Source organism: Thioclava dalianensis (assembly GCF_000715505.1).
Taxonomy (GTDB): Bacteria; Pseudomonadota; Alphaproteobacteria; order Rhodobacterales; family Rhodobacteraceae; genus Thioclava; species Thioclava dalianensis.
Genome location: NZ_JHEH01000033.1, coordinates 1 through 14,935, shown reverse-complemented (window position 1 = coordinate 14,935; position 14,935 = coordinate 1). Strand labels below are relative to the sequence as shown.

Sequence of the window (14,935 nt, the reverse complement as noted above, 5' to 3'; positions counted from 1 at the left end):
CCTTAGAGAGTTTGCAGTTTATTGAGCGCTCCTTGCGCCCAGTCGCTAACGGCAGCGCCAGACATGCCGGTTGGGGCAGCGCCAGACTTGCCCCCCTTTGCCGCGGCGAGAAGCTCTCGCCGTTCGGATTTCGTGGCCCGCACGCCATTGGCGAGCAGCATGTCGAGCTTCTTGAGCGCCGCGAGACCGGGCTCGACACTGTTGGACGGAGCGGCATCGATCTGATCGGAGCTGAGCAAGTCGTCAGCGAAACCCTGGTCAACGGCAGAATCGCCGCCGATCCACGTTTCTTTGTCGAGCATCGCAGCAAGCGCCTTCGCATCAATGCCAGTGCGCGCCGCATAGATACTCACCGCCGCCTCATCGAAAGGTTCAAGCCAGTCCGCGACTTCTCGGAAGGCGTGCCGGTCACCTGCGGCCAGCACCCACGTGTTATGGATCATCAAAAAGCTGGCCCGCGCCATGAGGATCTGATCGCCAGCCATCACGATCACGGAAGCCGCCGATGCGGCCATGCCCAGCACCCGCACCGTCACTTCGCCTTTGTGCTCGCGCAGCTGATTGTAAATCGCGAGCCCTTCGAAGAAATCTCCGCCCGGACTGTTGATATTGACCGTGACCGGGCCATCGCCCATCGCGCGCAAAGCGCCCGAGATCCGCTTGGCTGTGACGCCATCGCCCCATACGTCAGCACCAATCACATCGAGTACCGAGATCGTTCTCTCAGGGTCAGCGGCATTCGCTGCCGCTCGAATGTCAGGGTTCCAACGTTTAGCCGCGACTTCCCCAACATGGGATTTCACACCGGGATGCACCGGAACTGTCGCCTTCGGAAGGGTGCGCATCGTCATTTGTTTGAGTCCTTTCCAAGATCTCCGATCGGCGCAAGCGCGGTCTGCGCCAGCAACTCGTTTGCGTTCGGATCAGAATGCGGCGGCAAGTCGAGTTTCGCGCGCCGCTCGTTGGCTGTCATGGTTCCCGACTGCCCCATCTTCGACAGGAATTCAGCCTTCGATTTGCTGTCCATCTGCAGCATCGCCTCGCGGTTGAACTTGAAGAACCACTTGCCGCGCTTCTCTGCCGGAACAAGATCACGATTCAGCCGAGCCTCGATCCGCGTTAGGAGAGGATTGACACCAAGCGTGAGCCAAGAAAGCATGATCGCCTCAACCCCGCTGCCCCACATTGTCTGCCCGTTCCCTGCATGGCCGATGATAATCGGCGGCACACCGAACCATCTGCAGACATCCTCGACCTGAAACTGCCGGGTCGCGAGCAGCTGCGCGTCTTCCGGGTTCATCTGAACCTGTTGAAATGTGAACCCGGCTTCGAGCGCCATCATCTTGCCAGCGCGGCGCGATCCGGCGAACGACTGAAGCATCTGCTGCACCTGTTCGCGCTGCTCATCGTCGAGCGTCTGATCGGACATCAAAAAACCGGCAATCATCATCATGTTCGAAAATACGCTGCCGGCTGTCTCATCCGCTGCGAGCGCCGCGCCAATCGAATTGGCCCCATATTTGATTGCCGAAAGCCCGATCCCGGTGCCCGGATCAAAGCTGCGAAGGTGCAAGACCTTCTCCGCTGGCAGTTTTTCGCGCTTGCCGCGATCGTAAAACTCATAGACCACCCGACCATTCTGATCGAGATATGGCGTCAACCCTGGCAAAGGCTTGAGTCCAACCAGATTGCGCCCGACAAATTGACGCTCAGCGACAGCATTTCCACGCATCGTCAGATGGGCAACCATTCCATCCCAGAATTCGACATTGGTCTGCACAGAATTCGGGCTTGAGGCGACGATAGAAACGATGTCGTGGTCTACCTCACGCCGGGAATTTTGCCCCTCGCGCTCAAATAGCTTGAGAGGCAACGAGGACACCACTTGCGAGGTAACTTTGACGCAATCCCACACAGCCGAAACTTGCAGGGCGGTATCCGCCGATACAGTCTTCCCTGCAGCCGAGCGGTATCCTGCAGTCGGCAGCGACTGCGCGGCAGGCGCGCTGACCCAACCGCTTTCGCCCGCAGAAAGCTCCTGCCGGACACCTCGAATGGCTGCTTTGAGAAGTCTCTTCATACCACCAACACCGGTTTCGACAGGAAGTCATTCAGGTTGTTCCGCTTTGCTGCGACAGGGCTCAGGCTCATCAGCATCACGGCATTAAACAGCGCCATCAGCGGATCGATTTTTGCCGATCCACTTTGCGCCTTTGTTACGACCACGGCATTTCCCCGGGCCTCGCATTTCGCATTACCGACACACCACGTCATGATCCTCTGACCGCAGTGGACGAAGCTTCCGTTTTTCAACTTCACAGGTGTCGTCTTGATCGCCGCGTTCAGCTTGTAGCCCTGACTGATCGGGCTGATATCGGTCATCTCGAAACCGCCATCCGTCAGCGCGTCGATGATCGACCCCACACCCTCGGGGTCCATTCCGATCGCATTCTGTGCCGGAAACTTTCCGGCGTTGCGAATGCGCTGACAGATCTCGACGATCTCCGGGTTCGCCTCATCTTCGATATTATCCACAAAGACCAACTCGCCCTCTTCTTCGAGCTTTAAAAGCTCCGGAGCGATGATCTGGCGCAGGGTCAACACATCCCGATCAGCCCACGCCTTTCCCCAATGCTGCCACGCCTTGGTTTCTCGATGGCGCCCCAGAACTCCGAGGCCAAGCAAATCGTCCAAGCCGCCGCCATCGACCCCAACGACGCAGACGTCAGACGTCTCGATCACGTCCTCAAGCGTCATTTTTCGCGCGGCCTTTAGCCAGTAATCGGCCCCGGCCCAGCGGCCACTGCCAAGGCCGATTCCAATCTCGACATTAAGGTGCTGCGAAGCGAACAACGCCAACGCCTCTGGCCCGTCCTGCTCCGCCTCGATCATTTTGTCGCGCAAATAGTCGAGCGAGACAGAGCGCTCTAGGTTTGGGTTCACCAGTCCCCAAGTCTTCGGGTCGCGCCACTTCTCGGCCTTGATCATCGCCTTCGGCAACTCGTATAGAACCGCCATCATCGGCAGATCGAGCTTGCCGTCGCGCACATCGCGAGCACGCTGCAGCTCCTTCTCAAACTGGCCTGTCGGACGGCCTTTTGACTGCGTCGTGATTTGCAGCATGAACCCCTCAGGCCGAGATGCCAGACCGCCGCGCAGCTCGATGAAGATGTCGGGCGCCTTGTGCTTACTCGCGAGCACATGCGTCTCATCGACCAAGATGTACGTCGCCTTCGATCCCGTGACGACATCACCATCTGCCGAGAGGATCATGATCACCGCGCCAGTGGTCCGGTGGGTGATTTCCTTGTGGTTGTTCTGGACATGAAACAGCGTCGTAAGAACCTGATCCAGAGCAATGATGCCCTTGGCCTGTTTGAAGGCGATGCCCGCGATTTTCTGTGTCGGCGCGATCAGGATCAACTCTGCCTGCGGGCGCTCATTCAAGATTGCCGCCGTGACGATGATCGCCGCCGCGATCGCTGACTTGCCGTTCTTCTTTGGGATCAGCAGGAAGAATTCCCGCAGCAACCGCTTTTTCGTCTCCGGGTCGTAGCTCCCGAAGATCACGCGCACGAGGTCGAAGACCCACTCTTCGCAAACTTCGCCATAGGTGGGGGTGCCGATCAGGTCCGGGACGCGCAGCCGCTTGAAGATCCGCAGTGCCTTTTCTGCGACCTCATCAAACAACGGCAGATCCGGGATCAGCGAACGGCCTTCCTTGATGCGATCTTCCCAATCCGGGACTGCCGTTGCCCATTCCGGATTGCGATGATCAAATGTGCCGTCCATCAGTTGCGATACCCCGGGCTCAGATCATCGCCCCAGGTACTCTCTGAATCGCCCTCCACCAGATCTTTTGCCGCGCGGCGCTGAGCCTCTTTCTTTCCGATCACCTCGGGCTCTTCTTTGTCACCCGCATTTTGACGCAACTGAGCATCGATTCTCAGCGCCTCATCCTCGCCCATCATCTGACGCAACTGGCGCACCGCGCCCATGTCTCCTTTCTCAAGCGCCTTGCGAACGGTTGCGGCGAAGATCGCCAGCTTCAGACGATCCGGCATCTCACCCCGGCCTTTCAGCACAGGCCCAAAATTCCGCTTGAGCGTCGAGAGGCCAATGCCCAGCACCTCTGAGAGCCGCTGGTTCGACCAGCCCTTCATCAGACCAGCTTCCAGCATGTCGATCTCTTTTTGGGTCAACTCTTTTGCAGGCCGTCCACGGCGCCCCTTACCGGCTCTCACGGGGTTCCCGAACAGGTCAGTTTCACGAATGTCGTCCAAAATTCCCGCCTCCCCAGAAAAAAACGCGCAGATGAGGGGCGACGGGTCTGGGCGCTCAAACCCCCTGGACTTTTGACCCACCCCCTACCCGTGCAGACCGGCAGATTCCTCGCGCTGCTTCGCGCCATCATGGCAGGCCTTGCACAGGCACTGCAGGTTGCCCTCATCCCAGAACAGCGCGGCGTCACCGCGATGCGGGATCTTGTGATCTGCGATAGACTGACCCTTGCCGATTGCGAGCCGATGGCACCGCACGCAAGTGAAGTTCGCAGCAACACGAACCTTCAAGCTCAGCTTCTGCCAACGCGCGGTAGAGTACCACGCGCGCCATGGCTTGGACTCGCGGCGCTGAACTGTGCGGCTTTTCTGCGCCGCACCATCCGTGCTGCCAAACCGCGACGGCATTTGACCGAGCCTCGGAGGAAGCCCGCGACCTGCAAGCTTTCCCACTTACGCTCCAACAATGTCAGGATGAAACACAAACGCCCGCACGGTCGATCTGACCTGCGGGCGCAACGGTAGATGATGCCAAGCAATGTGCCTGCGAGTAGCTTAAGCGTCAATCCCCTTTTTCTCGATAGCCGATCATTCGGTCCAGAGCGGCGCACAGAGCGCCACATACAGCCGCCCTGTTGCTCGCGGTCTTGGCCGACCATCCAAACCGACAAAGCACCTCGCTCAGCGTCTGATCCTCAAGGCACACCGCATCGACCAGCACACCATCTGAGATCGTCCGCGCACCAGCACCGCGCGCCGATGGCCGAACACGCCGCACTTGCATGGCAACACCACCTCCGATCTTCCGGCGCAGCGCGTCCAGCTCGCGGCCTTCTGACAAATACGCGTCCATGAAATCGCCGCCACGACCGCCTGACCCTTGCCGCCCCTCAAGACTGGCCAGCTTCATACCGCCCGCATCGTGCCGCTCGCACAGATCGCGGTAGTGCCGCCCGATCGAGATTTGCGCGGGCGTGAGCGGCGCGGGCTTTCTCGCCTTCCGCGCCGAAACGATCATCCGGTCGAACACATCGACCGCGCGCAGTGCGGAACGTCCGCGATAGCCCATCTCTTCGGCACGAAAGCCAGCCTCTGACTTTGCATCCGGGATCATCTCGACAGGATGGAAAACCTCGAACGCGCCGCGCGCGGGCGCCGCCCCGATCATCGGGCCGCAGCTTTCCGGCGGTGTGGCCGCGCCGCGCATGGCGGCGAGACGCTCGCTGTCCGTCATCGCGACCCAATCATCGCAGCCAACCTTAGAGGGGCAGAGATCCCGGATCTTGCGCAACCACCGACGCCCACCCTCATCGAACGAGGCCGAGCGGATTGAGAGCCGCTCGCGCTGAGACAAGTTCTGCCACGCCCGTCGCGCCTCAGCGAACGAACCGAACGCCAAGTCGAAACCATCTGGCCTGCGGTCGAGCAGATCAGCTTGGCCGGCGAAATGGTCAAATACTTTTGTCATTCGGCACCGCCTTGCCCGCGCGACCAGCCATCGCAGCGCGCAATTACCTCGCGCCGACGCGCACGCCACGCCGCCTCCGCATCGCTCACATCGCGCCCCGCCGCCAAACGCCGCTCGATATCCTCAAGCCGCCGGACAGAATCTGCGGCTGACATTTGCGCCTGCGAAACGATGTAGGTGCCGGGCCAGAGCCTGTGCTTCTTGATCGCGGCCAGCAGCTCGGGCGCGAAGCCGCCATCGAGAGCGCGCCGCCCGATCTCATGTGCAAACACCTTGCGCATGAGCGGCGAACCATCATCAACCGGCGCCTGTATCTTGCCTGCCCAATCGAGCATGTCATTCGCAATCGGCATCCGGTCCCGCGCCTTCCCACCGGGCTGCGCCGCCGCGTGCTCTTCGAGCGCGTCCAAGCTCTCGGCGCTCATATATGCCAGCCGGGCGCATAGGTCGCGGATCATCTCGTCGTATTGCGCCTTGGTCAGACTCGCAGGCTTGACCAGCCCTCGGCGCTCCAAGGGCTTCACGAGATGCTCCATCACCCGCTTTTCACCGGCTTCTTGCTCGACACTGTCCATCTCAAGATCCTTTTCTCAGCAATTCCAAGGTTATCCACAGTTCAATCGGTTTGAGTGTCGCGCTGCGTATTTCTCGTTCTAATTTCATTGTCATTGTCATTATCGATGGCGACATTAGCTTTATGTCGTGTGACTGTCGGTTAATGTCGCAGCGACACTAAAGGCCTTACGCTTTCTCTTTCTCTGGGAACTTTCCGAGGCGCATCTGTGCGAAACATTCCTGCACAGCCTCGTGCAACTCTTGCGGCGTGCGCCGTGCGCCACCGCGTTGTTCGATGAGCGACTGAATCACATCATCGATCCAACGTATTTTCCGAGGATCTTCCGCCAGCTTGGGAGCCAGCGCCGCAACATCCTCAGTCAGACGCGCCAAACGCCGTGAGGCGGAAGCAGCCTCGACGCGCGCAGCATGGTTTGCCCGAGACGCGAATGCACTCTTCACGATCCGCATCACCACAGGGTGCATCAAACGGATATCCCCGTCACAGCGGCAGCGCTCCCAGCCATGCAGCGGGCCGAACTTAAGCTGACATAGCTGGGCGAAATGCTCGGCCTCAACCTTTGGCTGGATCATCCGAGCGAGCCGCCCGAGATCCGCGGGCAAAGTGCCAACTGGCGTTTCAAGATGCGACAGATTGAGGAGCTCGAACCACATGCTCTTGCATTCGTGCGTGCCATCCCAACGCATGTCTGACGCCATCCAGCGCCGGAATTCCCACTGCAGAAACGAATGCGAATCCAGCCGGAAATTGGCGTCGAGATCGTATTCAGGAAGATCACCAGTCGCGACCAATTCCATCGCCGCAAACTTGCTCATTGCGCACCATCCCGACGCGCAAGCGCCAACTCAAGAGCATCTGCCAGCACGCGCAACTGCGCGGGCATATCGGGACCGGGGAAATCATTCCAGAGTTTTTTGGCGGGCTCTGCAGCATCGAGGAAACGCGCCCAAACCACCTGCACCGCACCCTCGCCTTCGAGGACCGTGGCAACGCAATCGCCGACCGGAAGATCCGCGCGCCCCGACACCGCGATCTTATCGATCGACCCCATCACACACCCCCATTTTGGACATGCGACATCCCATCATCGGTCAACTCATAAATGCTGACATTTATGGATCGATCGACGACAAGAAGACCCTCACGAACATGCCCCCCAAGAATGTCTTCCGCGAGACGCGCATCCAATTGCGCCGCGTTCCGGAACTCCTCATACGTCAACGGAACTGCGCAAGCGCGCCCTTTGCGCCAGAACAAAGACAGCGTATCTCGGTGATTGCGGCTTGCTTTGAGCATCTCTCTCACGCGGCGGCCTGATCCGGCATCCTTGAAGCGAAATCCATAGCGCCGCGCGGCGTGATGCGCCGACTTGTGCTCAACTCCCATGCAGAGAGCGGCCTCTTCGGCAGTCATCCCAGCCAGCCAACAGTCCCGCCACTTCTTTTCCTTGCGCGCGAACTGAGTCACGAATGTGAGGCCATAACGCTGCGCCGCCTGGCTAACCGTCTTCTCTGAAACACCCAACTTTGCCGCCGCTTGGCGCAGCGTCATTCCGGCCTTAGCACAGGCTGCATATTTCTCGGGCCTGCGCTCAACATCCCAATGACTCGTAAACGCGATTTGATATCGCTTGGCAGAGCCTGACACCGCATTGACCGTTGAACCAAGCTCACGCGCTGTCTGCGCGATTGTCATCCCTGAGTCGGCACACCGCTGCAAAAACGCCCGCAAATCGTGCTTCATTGCGCACCCCCAATCGCCGCAGGCCGCGCGATCAGACAGACCGGCACGCCGCGCTCAAGCGCCCAGCACACCTCGCGCCAAACCCCGCGCGAGCGATCCCACCCCGTGATCGGGGGCACCGCAAAACAACCAGCCGCGCGCATCAGCGGCAGGCACCAGCTCGACCACCATGGATCATCGAGCGGATCAGGCCCCTGCCCGGCGCTCTGCGCGTATCGAATGACGTGATCGGCGCAGATGATCGGAGAGATCGGCGTGCCGCCCTCGACGGACAGCCGCCCAGACCACCAACCGGCCACGCGCGTCATGCTGGCATGTAGATCGGGCAGCCATTGCCCATTCGGCCCGACGACTTCGCGCGAATAAGGCGTGGCCAGATAGATCACCCGGTCCGATCCGATCCCGCACACATCAGAGACATGGCAATCGACGCGCAGCAAATTGCTGCCCGCGAAGGTTTCTCGGAGCCAGCCCCAATCGGGATCAACCGGCGCAAGACGCCCGAAATGGCCCATCACACACCCCCAATGCAAAGCTCGGGCGAGGTAACCCCCGCCCGAGCCCCAACAGGGGGGTGTTCCGCAGATTGCCCGCTGCGGCGGGGTTCGGTGGCGCGGCTTTGGAAAGATGATGAGGAGGAGCCCAAGGCCGCGCCGATCCGGTGCTCATGGGAGGAGCCGAGCACCGAATGCGAATAAGGCGCGGGGGAACTCCGACCGTAACCGCCCCCCGCTACGGCTCGCAACCCGTCCCTCACAGGCCCGGTCGGAATAGAAAGGGCGCGGCGGTCGAGCAGACCCACCACGCCAGTAACCCGCGCCAGACCGGCAAGACGGGCAGGTTTCATGGCCTGCGCACGGGGAATATCAAAACAACGGACGCTCATTGCGCGCCCTCACCCATGAAACGGGCGAAGTCATCCGGCCACGTGATCGCGGCCAAAGCCACCTTGTCACCCGAAGGCCGATTGAGCCCGTCCCACCAGTTGCATGCGGTCTGGAACGTCACGCCAAACCCAGAGGCCACATCTTCACGCGTCACGAACAGATGCTGAATCAGCGCCGCCCAGCGGTCGAGGAATTCCAGCCGATATGGCTGCGGGTCATAACGCCAGCCATGCACGCGCCGATGCGCTGCACGCGCTGGCCCGCGACCAGCGCCAGGCGCCGGTGCGAAAATGTTGGGACGGGACTTTTGAACGGGCGCCGTAGCAGGCTGAACCCGCGAAGAAGCAACAATGTGAGGTTTGGTCATGTCAGGAGGCCTTTTGCGAAGGTTGGTCAGCAGCCCCATCAACCGGATGCGCAGCCATCCATGCCCGAATCCTGTCGGCTGTTGCCAAGGTCGGGCTGGACGTACGCGCGACCCATCCGTCCCACGCGTTCCATTTTGCGTTGATCGCGGCACGGATGACCGCCTGCGGCTTCATGTTCGCACGCGCGGCATAGGTCTGAATTTCGATGATGAGCTGTTCCATAGCCCCTATGTGGGGGAATTATCCCCCATCGGTCAAGGGGATTTTTCCCGCTACCTCACAAAATCGAAAAAGGGGATAATGCCCCAATGAAAAAACAAGAGATTAGCGAGTTTGCTCGCGGCCTAGAAATCGCAATGGAGCTTGACGGCTGGAAAATGCGCCCGCTCTCGGAAGCGGCGGGCATGGGTGAATCTGCTGTTCGAGATCTCTTTCGTCGACCGACCTCGCCACGGATCAAGACCGCATTGGCACTTTCCAACGCACTCGGGCGCTCAATAGATGAAATAATCAGCCTTGGCATGGATCAATCTGGCACCGCACCGCAAATAGGATCACGCGCAGTTGCGGTCGCTGGCCGCGTCGGTGCTGGCGCTAAAGTCGTTCTCGAAGATACCTACGAGAAAGGCGACGGCCTCTATCATGTGGCCTGCCCGTCCGAACTGTCGCCTCATGGCATCGTCGCGGTCGAGGTCGAAGGCGACTCTATGGCCCCGTATTATCAGCCCGGCGCGGTGCTTTTCTACTCCCGCGAGGCCATGGGCGTCCCGACCGAAGCGCTCAATTTGATTTGCATATGCGAGGACACTGAAGGCCTCGCATGGGTCAAACAGGTGAAAGCCGGAACCGAACCCGGGCGGTTTCACCTGATATCGCTCAACCCATCAGGCACCAACATGCATGACGTAACGCTGAAATGGGCAGCACCTGTAAAGATCAGCTTGGCCCCTGAATTCGTTCGAAAAATTGGATAGATAGGAGGATCTATATGTCAGACCTAGAAGCACTGCAAAAGCGAATTGACGAACTGGAGGCAGATGTCGCAAGCCTGCGATCTTATGCGCGAAACTCTGACAAGACACTGGCGCGCCTCACCCTTCATATCCTGCAGCACGGGACAAACTCGCGATACAGGCCACCAGGGCAATCCCTCAATCAGCATGACATGAACGAGAGTGACCTCGCCTTTTATGGCAATCTGCTGCGGTAGTTACTGCTGGTGACGATAGTTGGGCCCGAAACAATGGACCTCCAATAAGGATAGGCGCAACGAAAGACGGGAACTCAGGCTCGCTTCGTGCGCGAGCCGTTCCTCAAGTCGTGCAATTTGGCCCAACGCCTCTTCATATCGAACCCGCATCTCTCCCAACCGATAGTCTTCGGCAGTAAACGGGCTGAACTTTTGTTCCATTTTTACACCTCGCGCGCCCCGCTGCGCGCGGGGTATTTTTGATTCTGGGCCCGATGCCCACCGGCATACGCTACAACGCGCCGGAAGCACCCCGCAACAAATTTGAGGGAAAGTTCCCCATTTTATCTTGACTGGGGGAAATTACCCCCATAGCTTGCCTTCATCGCAACCCGATGGAGGTATCCATGAACTCTCTCACAAATAATTGGGCAATCACGCTCATCACCGATCCCGTGCGCGCCGCGCAGGCCAGCAAAAAGCGCCGTCAATCTGCATGGCATAGCCTGATGAGTGCGCGCGGAAAACGTTGCCGCTATGGCTGGCGCGGCTGCGGATTCACCAACCGCACCAACGGCTCGGGAGACGCGGCATGATACACGCGCGCGCCTTCGCAACCCTCACCGCATCCGTCGCAGCCCTTTGGCTCGCGGCCCATTGCATCGCCAAGGCGCGCGCCGAAATCACTTTCACGCAGGCGGGCGGCTACTCCGAGATCGCAGCAAGCCTGCACCACAGCGGCGAGTGAGCCATGCGGAATTTCCTGAAATCTCTCCTATGCGTGCTGGCCGAATGGATGGCCATGGCCTGCGTTTACCTCGGCCTGACCGTGATCCTCCAAATCTTTGGACCAAAGGTCGGCATATACGTGGCCGTGTGCGCGCTCGGAATAGCGATCCTGCTGCTGGCATGGGTCAGAACGGAGGATAAAGAATGAGCACCAAACGAATCCGCGACCAGTTCCTGCGCGATGAGATCGCCAAGGCTGAGCGCCAAGACGTCGAGTTTCTTTCCGCGCAGCAAGCGATCAACAGCCGCCAGATGCGCCGCGATACCGCGCACAGCCGGAGAACAAACATCATCATCGCAGTGACCGCGCTCGCAGCAATCGCTTTGCTCGCGCATCTGCGCGGCTGGATCTGAAAGGCACCGCCATGCTCGACGCCTCCAATTCCGAACTCTTCGAGAAAGCAAAGGCGCTCGTGATTGAGCGGCAACGCTGCTCGACCAGCTTCATCAAGCGCGAATTCTCGATTGGCTACAACAAAGCCGCTCAGATCGTCGAAGAGCTGGAGTCGCAAGAGATCGTCTCGCGGTCCGATCACGTTGGCAAGCGCAGCGTCTTGGCGAGACCCGACGACGCCCTGACGCTTTCGATCAGCACCAAGGGCGCAGACGGCAAGACCATCACGTCCGGTCCGATCAGCCTCAATCAGATGAGGCAGGCTACCGAGACGATCCGCAAATTGGAAGGGAAACCACCGATGAAACACGACCCCGATTTTCAGAACGCAGCTGATCGCGTCTACAACGTTGCCGCCGACGAGCTGCGCCAATTCGTCGAACAGTTCGAAAGCCTTGAGGCCGAGAAAAAGGACATCGCCGATCAGCAGAAAGACGTCATGTCTGAGGCCAAGGCCCGCGGCTATGACACCAAGGTTCTCAAGAAGCTCATCGCCCTGCGCAAGCGCGACAAGGACGATGTGGCCGAAGAGGAGGCGATCCTTGACCTCTACAAATCCGCGTTGGGGATGGGCTGAGCCATGACGAAGCACGATACAACAATGGACAATTCCGCACAGACCCCCAAAGCAACCGCCATTGTCGATCTGGCAGAGATGCAGCGCGCGTCGAAGCTGATGTCTGACGTGGCCGACAAGTGGTGCACGGTTCCAGCTCTTAATTATGTCTTGATGACATTTGCAGATGGCACCCTGACCATGCGCGCCACCGACCTAGATATTGATGCCGAGACGACAGTTGAGGCCGACTGTTCCGGCAATGCAGTGGTCACAATCAACTACCGAACGCTTCGGAGCTTTGTAAGCGCCATAAGTGGCCCAGTGATGATCGAGGTTTACGCCGGAGGCAGCAATGACCCAAGCGACCAGATTACCTTGGCCGAGGGGGATCTAAAGCTCCGTCTGCGCTCGGTGATCCCAGCTGATGACTTCCCGCCGCGCCAGCCATTCCCTGACACAGCTTCGCATTGGACGATGTCGCAAGACAGCCTGATGCGGCTTGTGAATACCTGCTGGCACTGTATCAGCACGGAAGAGACCAGGTATTACCTCAACGGGATCTACCTGCATGTTGAGAACGGGAACCTTCGGGCTGTCGCAACGGATGGCCATCGGCTGGCCTGCGTCGACAGCAGCGAGAAGCCCACGCTTGACGAGGGGATGATCCTTCCAACACCCCTTCTGAAACTACTGCGCTCGCTGATGAAGAAAGCAGGAAACGAACCTGTGATGATCAAAGCGGCTCCGAACGCGCACAAGATTGAGGTGTTGCTTTCCGGCGTTTCCATTCGCGCCAAAACCATTGATGACACCTACCCTGATTATCGCAGAGTCATTCCGAGCGGCCCGTTCGGCATCCGCTCAACTCTGAACCGGACACAAATTCTGCGCCTCGCGAAAACAGCCTCAGGACTGACAAAAAACAACCCAGGCGCCGAGATCGACCCAAGGAAAGGCCGTTTGAGCGTGAAGGCGTTTGATGGGGATGCAGTTTCTGTTCCGATTAAAGTCGAGACAGAAATTGAGGGCCAATTGATGCCCTTTGGTTTCAATCTCGGATATCTGCGCAAACAGGCAGAGGCCACCCCCGTATTTACTCTGCACGGAACGGATCGCGGTTCGCCATTCATACTTCGCGGAGAAGACCCTACCACGCTCTTCGTTTTGATGCCTATGAGGATCGACTGATGGAGCGTTCTTTGATCCTTGCGATGGCCGACTACGCCCGACGCGCAAAGGAAGCTGCGCGACACACGCCCGGTGGCGTCCTGATGCGCTCTGATCGCGCAGGCCCACTGCGCGCTGCAGCTCGAAGCCATGGCGTCGAAATCGAAACACTGGAGCGAGAGTTGGGACTGGGCTCAACGCCTAGCAGAGACCCGTCGCAGTCCAACTAACCACGGAGGGAACCATGGGAACGCACGACAGATCTTTCGCAGCCTCAAATCCACCGACTTGGACGCCAGATATGCTGGCTGAGCGCTGGCACTGCAGCGCCGAGACGGTGCGACAGATGGTAAAACGCGGGGAGTTGCACGGATTTCGTACAGGTCGCATGATCAGGATTCCGTGGGGAGCCATCGAGGAACACGAATGTCAAACATCAGCATCGGCAGATTGCGCGGCGGATACTGCGTCTATTGGGATGACCCGGAAACGGGAAAACGAAAGCGTTATCAACTTGCGGCACGCACCAGAGCGCAAGCCGAAGCCGAAGGACGCGACCGGTTCCTGAAAGAGACAATTGCGCCTGTTGGTGCCACGATCGAGCAGATCTGGCAGGCATATATAGGTCACCTTGGCACGAAGCCTACAGCGACCACCATGCGCCACACAGGCAAGGCCGTACTGCCAGAATTTGGAAGCCTGCGGCCTGATCAGATCACCATAAATGATTGCAGAGCCTATACCGCAAAGCGCCTCGGCGCAGGGCGGAAGGTTGGCACAGTGCACACTGAGCTGGGGCACCTAAGGTCAGCCCTCAAGTGGGCCGCAAAGATCAGGCTCATTGATCACGCGCCCTATATCGAGCAGCCGCCAAAGCCCGACAGCGACGTGCGCCCGCTCAGCGACAAACAGATCACCGCTCTACTTGACGGTTGCGGCGCGCCACACATTAGGCTCGCAGTGATCCTCCTTCTTGCCACCGGCGCGCGCGTTGGCGCGATCCTTGACCTGACCTGGTCGCGTGTAGACTTCGATCGCGGGGTCATAGACCTCCGTCTGCCGGATGGAGTGACGCGCAAGGGCCGCGCAGTGGTGCCTATGAACAGAATGGCCAGATCCGCGCTGCAGACAGCGGCCCAGGTGCGCGTCACCGATCACGTTGTAGAATGGGGAGGAAATCGGGTGAAGTCGATCCGAAAGGGCTACGCGTCCGCTCTGACACGCGCGAATCTCAGCGACGTAAACATCCACCAGATTCGACACACAGTTGCGGTGAGGATGCTCACAGCAGGCCAGCCAATTGAGGCCGTCGCGCAGTATCTCGGCCACTCGAACACTGCCATCACCTATCGCACCTATGCGAGGTTCATGCCGGAACACCTCGCGAACGCAGCTGCGATTCTTGAGTTCGATAGGTTCACGGAACTAAAGCGCACTTCGTGAAACATACGTAAGTCATTGATTTAAATGGTGGGCGGTGAGGGACTCGAACCCCCGGCATCTTCGGTGTAAAC

General features: G+C 59.3%; 22 protein-coding genes and 1 pseudogene. 10 read left to right on the top strand and 13 right to left on the bottom strand.

Features of this window, described 5'->3' with window-relative positions:
* Nucleotides 1-2 precede the first annotated feature (2 nt).
* The 13 genes from DL1_RS17285 to DL1_RS17225 all read right to left on the bottom strand — a co-directional run bounded on the left by DL1_RS17285 (nt 3) and on the right by DL1_RS17225 (nt 9,545).
* Nucleotides 3-851 carry a head maturation protease, ClpP-related gene (locus tag DL1_RS17285; RefSeq protein WP_038068626.1) on the bottom strand — a complete coding sequence of 283 codons (849 nt, stop codon included), beginning with the start codon at nt 849-851 and terminating at the stop codon, nt 3-5.
* Complete coding sequence (locus DL1_RS17280; RefSeq protein ID WP_038068625.1) at nt 848-2,080, bottom strand: phage portal protein; 1,233 nt, start codon at nt 2,078-2,080, stop codon at nt 848-850. The genes DL1_RS17285 and DL1_RS17280 overlap by 4 nt, the downstream gene beginning before the upstream one ends.
* Complete coding sequence (locus DL1_RS17275; RefSeq protein ID WP_038068624.1) at nt 2,077-3,792, bottom strand: terminase large subunit; 1,716 nt, start codon at nt 3,790-3,792, stop codon at nt 2,077-2,079. Before DL1_RS17275 ends, DL1_RS17280 begins: the two co-directional genes overlap by 4 nt.
* Nucleotides 3,792-4,181, bottom strand: a complete 390-nt coding sequence (locus tag DL1_RS17270; protein WP_038068622.1) for a hypothetical protein — start codon at nt 4,179-4,181, stop codon at nt 3,792-3,794. The genes DL1_RS17275 and DL1_RS17270 overlap by 1 nt, the downstream gene beginning before the upstream one ends.
* A 186-nt stretch (nt 4,182-4,367) precedes the next feature.
* Nucleotides 4,368-4,688: an HNH endonuclease gene (locus DL1_RS21030; protein ID WP_074854985.1), complete on the bottom strand. Its 321-nt coding sequence runs from the start codon at nt 4,686-4,688 to the stop codon at nt 4,368-4,370.
* Between the two features lie 154 nt (nt 4,689-4,842).
* Nucleotides 4,843-5,748 carry a hypothetical protein gene (locus DL1_RS21025; protein WP_051693648.1) on the bottom strand — a complete coding sequence of 302 codons (906 nt, stop codon included), beginning with the start codon at nt 5,746-5,748 and terminating at the stop codon, nt 4,843-4,845.
* Nucleotides 5,745-6,323 carry a hypothetical protein gene (locus DL1_RS17255; RefSeq protein ID WP_038068617.1) on the bottom strand — a complete coding sequence of 193 codons (579 nt, stop codon included), beginning with the start codon at nt 6,321-6,323 and terminating at the stop codon, nt 5,745-5,747. The genes DL1_RS21025 and DL1_RS17255 overlap by 4 nt, the downstream gene beginning before the upstream one ends.
* 166 nt (nt 6,324-6,489) lie before the next feature.
* Nucleotides 6,490-7,140 carry a hypothetical protein gene (locus DL1_RS17250; protein WP_038068614.1) on the bottom strand — a complete coding sequence of 217 codons (651 nt, stop codon included), beginning with the start codon at nt 7,138-7,140 and terminating at the stop codon, nt 6,490-6,492.
* Nucleotides 7,137-7,376 carry a hypothetical protein gene (locus DL1_RS17245; RefSeq protein WP_051693647.1) on the bottom strand — a complete coding sequence of 80 codons (240 nt, stop codon included), beginning with the start codon at nt 7,374-7,376 and terminating at the stop codon, nt 7,137-7,139. The genes DL1_RS17250 and DL1_RS17245 overlap by 4 nt, the downstream gene beginning before the upstream one ends.
* A complete protein-coding gene (locus DL1_RS17240; RefSeq protein WP_038068612.1) occupies nt 7,376-8,068 on the bottom strand; it encodes a hypothetical protein in 693 nt (230 codons plus the stop codon). Before DL1_RS17240 ends, DL1_RS17245 begins: the two co-directional genes overlap by 1 nt.
* A complete protein-coding gene (locus DL1_RS17235) occupies nt 8,065-8,583 on the bottom strand; it encodes a DUF1937 family protein (RefSeq protein ID WP_038068610.1) in 519 nt (172 codons plus the stop codon). The genes DL1_RS17240 and DL1_RS17235 overlap by 4 nt, the downstream gene beginning before the upstream one ends.
* Before the next feature lie 367 nt (nt 8,584-8,950).
* Nucleotides 8,951-9,190, bottom strand: coding sequence for a hypothetical protein (locus tag DL1_RS17230; protein WP_038068608.1), 240 nt, complete (start codon nt 9,188-9,190; stop codon nt 8,951-8,953).
* A gap of 133 nt (nt 9,191-9,323) precedes the next feature.
* The gene (locus DL1_RS17225) at nt 9,324-9,545 is read right to left on the bottom strand and encodes a hypothetical protein (protein WP_038068606.1); all 222 of its coding nucleotides are present in this window, start codon (nt 9,543-9,545) and stop codon (nt 9,324-9,326) included.
* An 86-nt stretch (nt 9,546-9,631) separates the two neighbouring features.
* Between DL1_RS17225 and DL1_RS17220 the strand changes: the two genes are divergently transcribed.
* The 10 genes and pseudogenes from DL1_RS17220 (at nt 9,632) to DL1_RS17180 (ending at nt 14,864) form a co-directional block, all read left to right on the top strand.
* On the top strand, nt 9,632-10,297 hold the full coding sequence (locus DL1_RS17220) for a LexA family transcriptional regulator (RefSeq protein WP_081856390.1): 666 nt from the start codon (nt 9,632-9,634) through the stop codon (nt 10,295-10,297).
* A gap of 14 nt (nt 10,298-10,311) precedes the next feature.
* Complete coding sequence (locus DL1_RS17215; protein WP_038068600.1) at nt 10,312-10,533, top strand: hypothetical protein; 222 nt, start codon at nt 10,312-10,314, stop codon at nt 10,531-10,533.
* A gap of 386 nt (nt 10,534-10,919) precedes the next feature.
* Nucleotides 10,920-11,108 (top strand): hypothetical protein, encoded by a 189-nt coding sequence (locus DL1_RS17205; protein WP_038068595.1) that lies wholly within the window; start codon nt 10,920-10,922, stop codon nt 11,106-11,108.
* The gene (locus DL1_RS21690; RefSeq protein ID WP_156022743.1) at nt 11,105-11,260 is read left to right on the top strand and encodes a hypothetical protein; all 156 of its coding nucleotides are present in this window, start codon (nt 11,105-11,107) and stop codon (nt 11,258-11,260) included. Before DL1_RS17205 ends, DL1_RS21690 begins: the two co-directional genes overlap by 4 nt.
* A 3-nt stretch (nt 11,261-11,263) precedes the next feature.
* Nucleotides 11,264-11,449: a hypothetical protein gene (locus DL1_RS17200; RefSeq protein ID WP_038068592.1), complete on the top strand. Its 186-nt coding sequence runs from the start codon at nt 11,264-11,266 to the stop codon at nt 11,447-11,449.
* Nucleotides 11,446-11,655 carry a hypothetical protein gene (locus DL1_RS17195; protein ID WP_038068590.1) on the top strand — a complete coding sequence of 70 codons (210 nt, stop codon included), beginning with the start codon at nt 11,446-11,448 and terminating at the stop codon, nt 11,653-11,655. The genes DL1_RS17200 and DL1_RS17195 overlap by 4 nt, the downstream gene beginning before the upstream one ends.
* Before the next feature lie 11 nt (nt 11,656-11,666).
* A pseudogene (locus DL1_RS22135) lies at nt 11,667-11,849 on the top strand (DNA translocase FtsK); the annotation flags it as partial.
* A gap of 147 nt (nt 11,850-11,996) precedes the next feature.
* Nucleotides 11,997-12,272, top strand: coding sequence for a DUF2312 domain-containing protein (locus DL1_RS22130; protein ID WP_038068663.1), 276 nt, complete (start codon nt 11,997-11,999; stop codon nt 12,270-12,272).
* Between the two features lie 3 nt (nt 12,273-12,275).
* A complete protein-coding gene (gene dnaN / locus DL1_RS17185) occupies nt 12,276-13,442 on the top strand; it encodes a DNA polymerase III subunit beta (protein WP_081856388.1) in 1,167 nt (388 codons plus the stop codon).
* A 405-nt stretch (nt 13,443-13,847) separates the two neighbouring features.
* Complete coding sequence (locus DL1_RS17180; RefSeq protein ID WP_038068584.1) at nt 13,848-14,864, top strand: tyrosine-type recombinase/integrase; 1,017 nt, start codon at nt 13,848-13,850, stop codon at nt 14,862-14,864.
* Nucleotides 14,865-14,935 lie beyond the last annotated feature (71 nt).

What these genes read in the sequence shown, in the direction of transcription:
- DL1_RS21025 (WP_051693648.1), bottom strand. Translation starts at nt 5,748, where the DNA reads ATGACAAAAGTATTTGACCATTTCGCCGGCCAAGCTGATCTGCTCGAC.
- DL1_RS17220 (WP_081856390.1), top strand. Translation starts at nt 9,632, where the DNA reads ATGAAAAAACAAGAGATTAGCGAGTTTGCTCGCGGCCTAGAAATCGCA.
- DL1_RS17275 (WP_038068624.1), bottom strand. Translation starts at nt 3,792, where the DNA reads ATGGACGGCACATTTGATCATCGCAATCCGGAATGGGCAACGGCAGTC.
- DL1_RS17215 (WP_038068600.1), top strand. Translation starts at nt 10,312, where the DNA reads ATGTCAGACCTAGAAGCACTGCAAAAGCGAATTGACGAACTGGAGGCA.
- DL1_RS17200 (WP_038068592.1), top strand. Translation starts at nt 11,264, where the DNA reads ATGCGGAATTTCCTGAAATCTCTCCTATGCGTGCTGGCCGAATGGATG.
- DL1_RS17195 (WP_038068590.1), top strand. Translation starts at nt 11,446, where the DNA reads ATGAGCACCAAACGAATCCGCGACCAGTTCCTGCGCGATGAGATCGCC.
- DL1_RS17180 (WP_038068584.1), top strand. Translation starts at nt 13,848, where the DNA reads ATGTCAAACATCAGCATCGGCAGATTGCGCGGCGGATACTGCGTCTAT.
- DL1_RS17235 (WP_038068610.1), bottom strand. Translation starts at nt 8,583, where the DNA reads ATGGGCCATTTCGGGCGTCTTGCGCCGGTTGATCCCGATTGGGGCTGG.
- DL1_RS17255 (WP_038068617.1), bottom strand. Translation starts at nt 6,323, where the DNA reads ATGGACAGTGTCGAGCAAGAAGCCGGTGAAAAGCGGGTGATGGAGCAT.
- DL1_RS22130 (WP_038068663.1), top strand. Translation starts at nt 11,997, where the DNA reads ATGAAACACGACCCCGATTTTCAGAACGCAGCTGATCGCGTCTACAAC.
- DL1_RS17280 (WP_038068625.1), bottom strand. Translation starts at nt 2,080, where the DNA reads ATGAAGAGACTTCTCAAAGCAGCCATTCGAGGTGTCCGGCAGGAGCTT.
- dnaN (WP_081856388.1), top strand. Translation starts at nt 12,276, where the DNA reads ATGACGAAGCACGATACAACAATGGACAATTCCGCACAGACCCCCAAA.
- DL1_RS17250 (WP_038068614.1), bottom strand. Translation starts at nt 7,140, where the DNA reads ATGAGCAAGTTTGCGGCGATGGAATTGGTCGCGACTGGTGATCTTCCT.
- DL1_RS17245 (WP_051693647.1), bottom strand. Translation starts at nt 7,376, where the DNA reads ATGGGGTCGATCGATAAGATCGCGGTGTCGGGGCGCGCGGATCTTCCG.
- DL1_RS17270 (WP_038068622.1), bottom strand. Translation starts at nt 4,181, where the DNA reads ATGCTGGAAGCTGGTCTGATGAAGGGCTGGTCGAACCAGCGGCTCTCA.
- DL1_RS21690 (WP_156022743.1), top strand. Translation starts at nt 11,105, where the DNA reads ATGATACACGCGCGCGCCTTCGCAACCCTCACCGCATCCGTCGCAGCC.
- DL1_RS17225 (WP_038068606.1), bottom strand. Translation starts at nt 9,545, where the DNA reads ATGGAACAGCTCATCATCGAAATTCAGACCTATGCCGCGCGTGCGAAC.
- DL1_RS17285 (WP_038068626.1), bottom strand. Translation starts at nt 851, where the DNA reads ATGACGATGCGCACCCTTCCGAAGGCGACAGTTCCGGTGCATCCCGGT.
- DL1_RS17205 (WP_038068595.1), top strand. Translation starts at nt 10,920, where the DNA reads ATGAACTCTCTCACAAATAATTGGGCAATCACGCTCATCACCGATCCC.
- DL1_RS17240 (WP_038068612.1), bottom strand. Translation starts at nt 8,068, where the DNA reads ATGAAGCACGATTTGCGGGCGTTTTTGCAGCGGTGTGCCGACTCAGGG.
- DL1_RS21030 (WP_074854985.1), bottom strand. Translation starts at nt 4,688, where the DNA reads ATGCCGTCGCGGTTTGGCAGCACGGATGGTGCGGCGCAGAAAAGCCGC.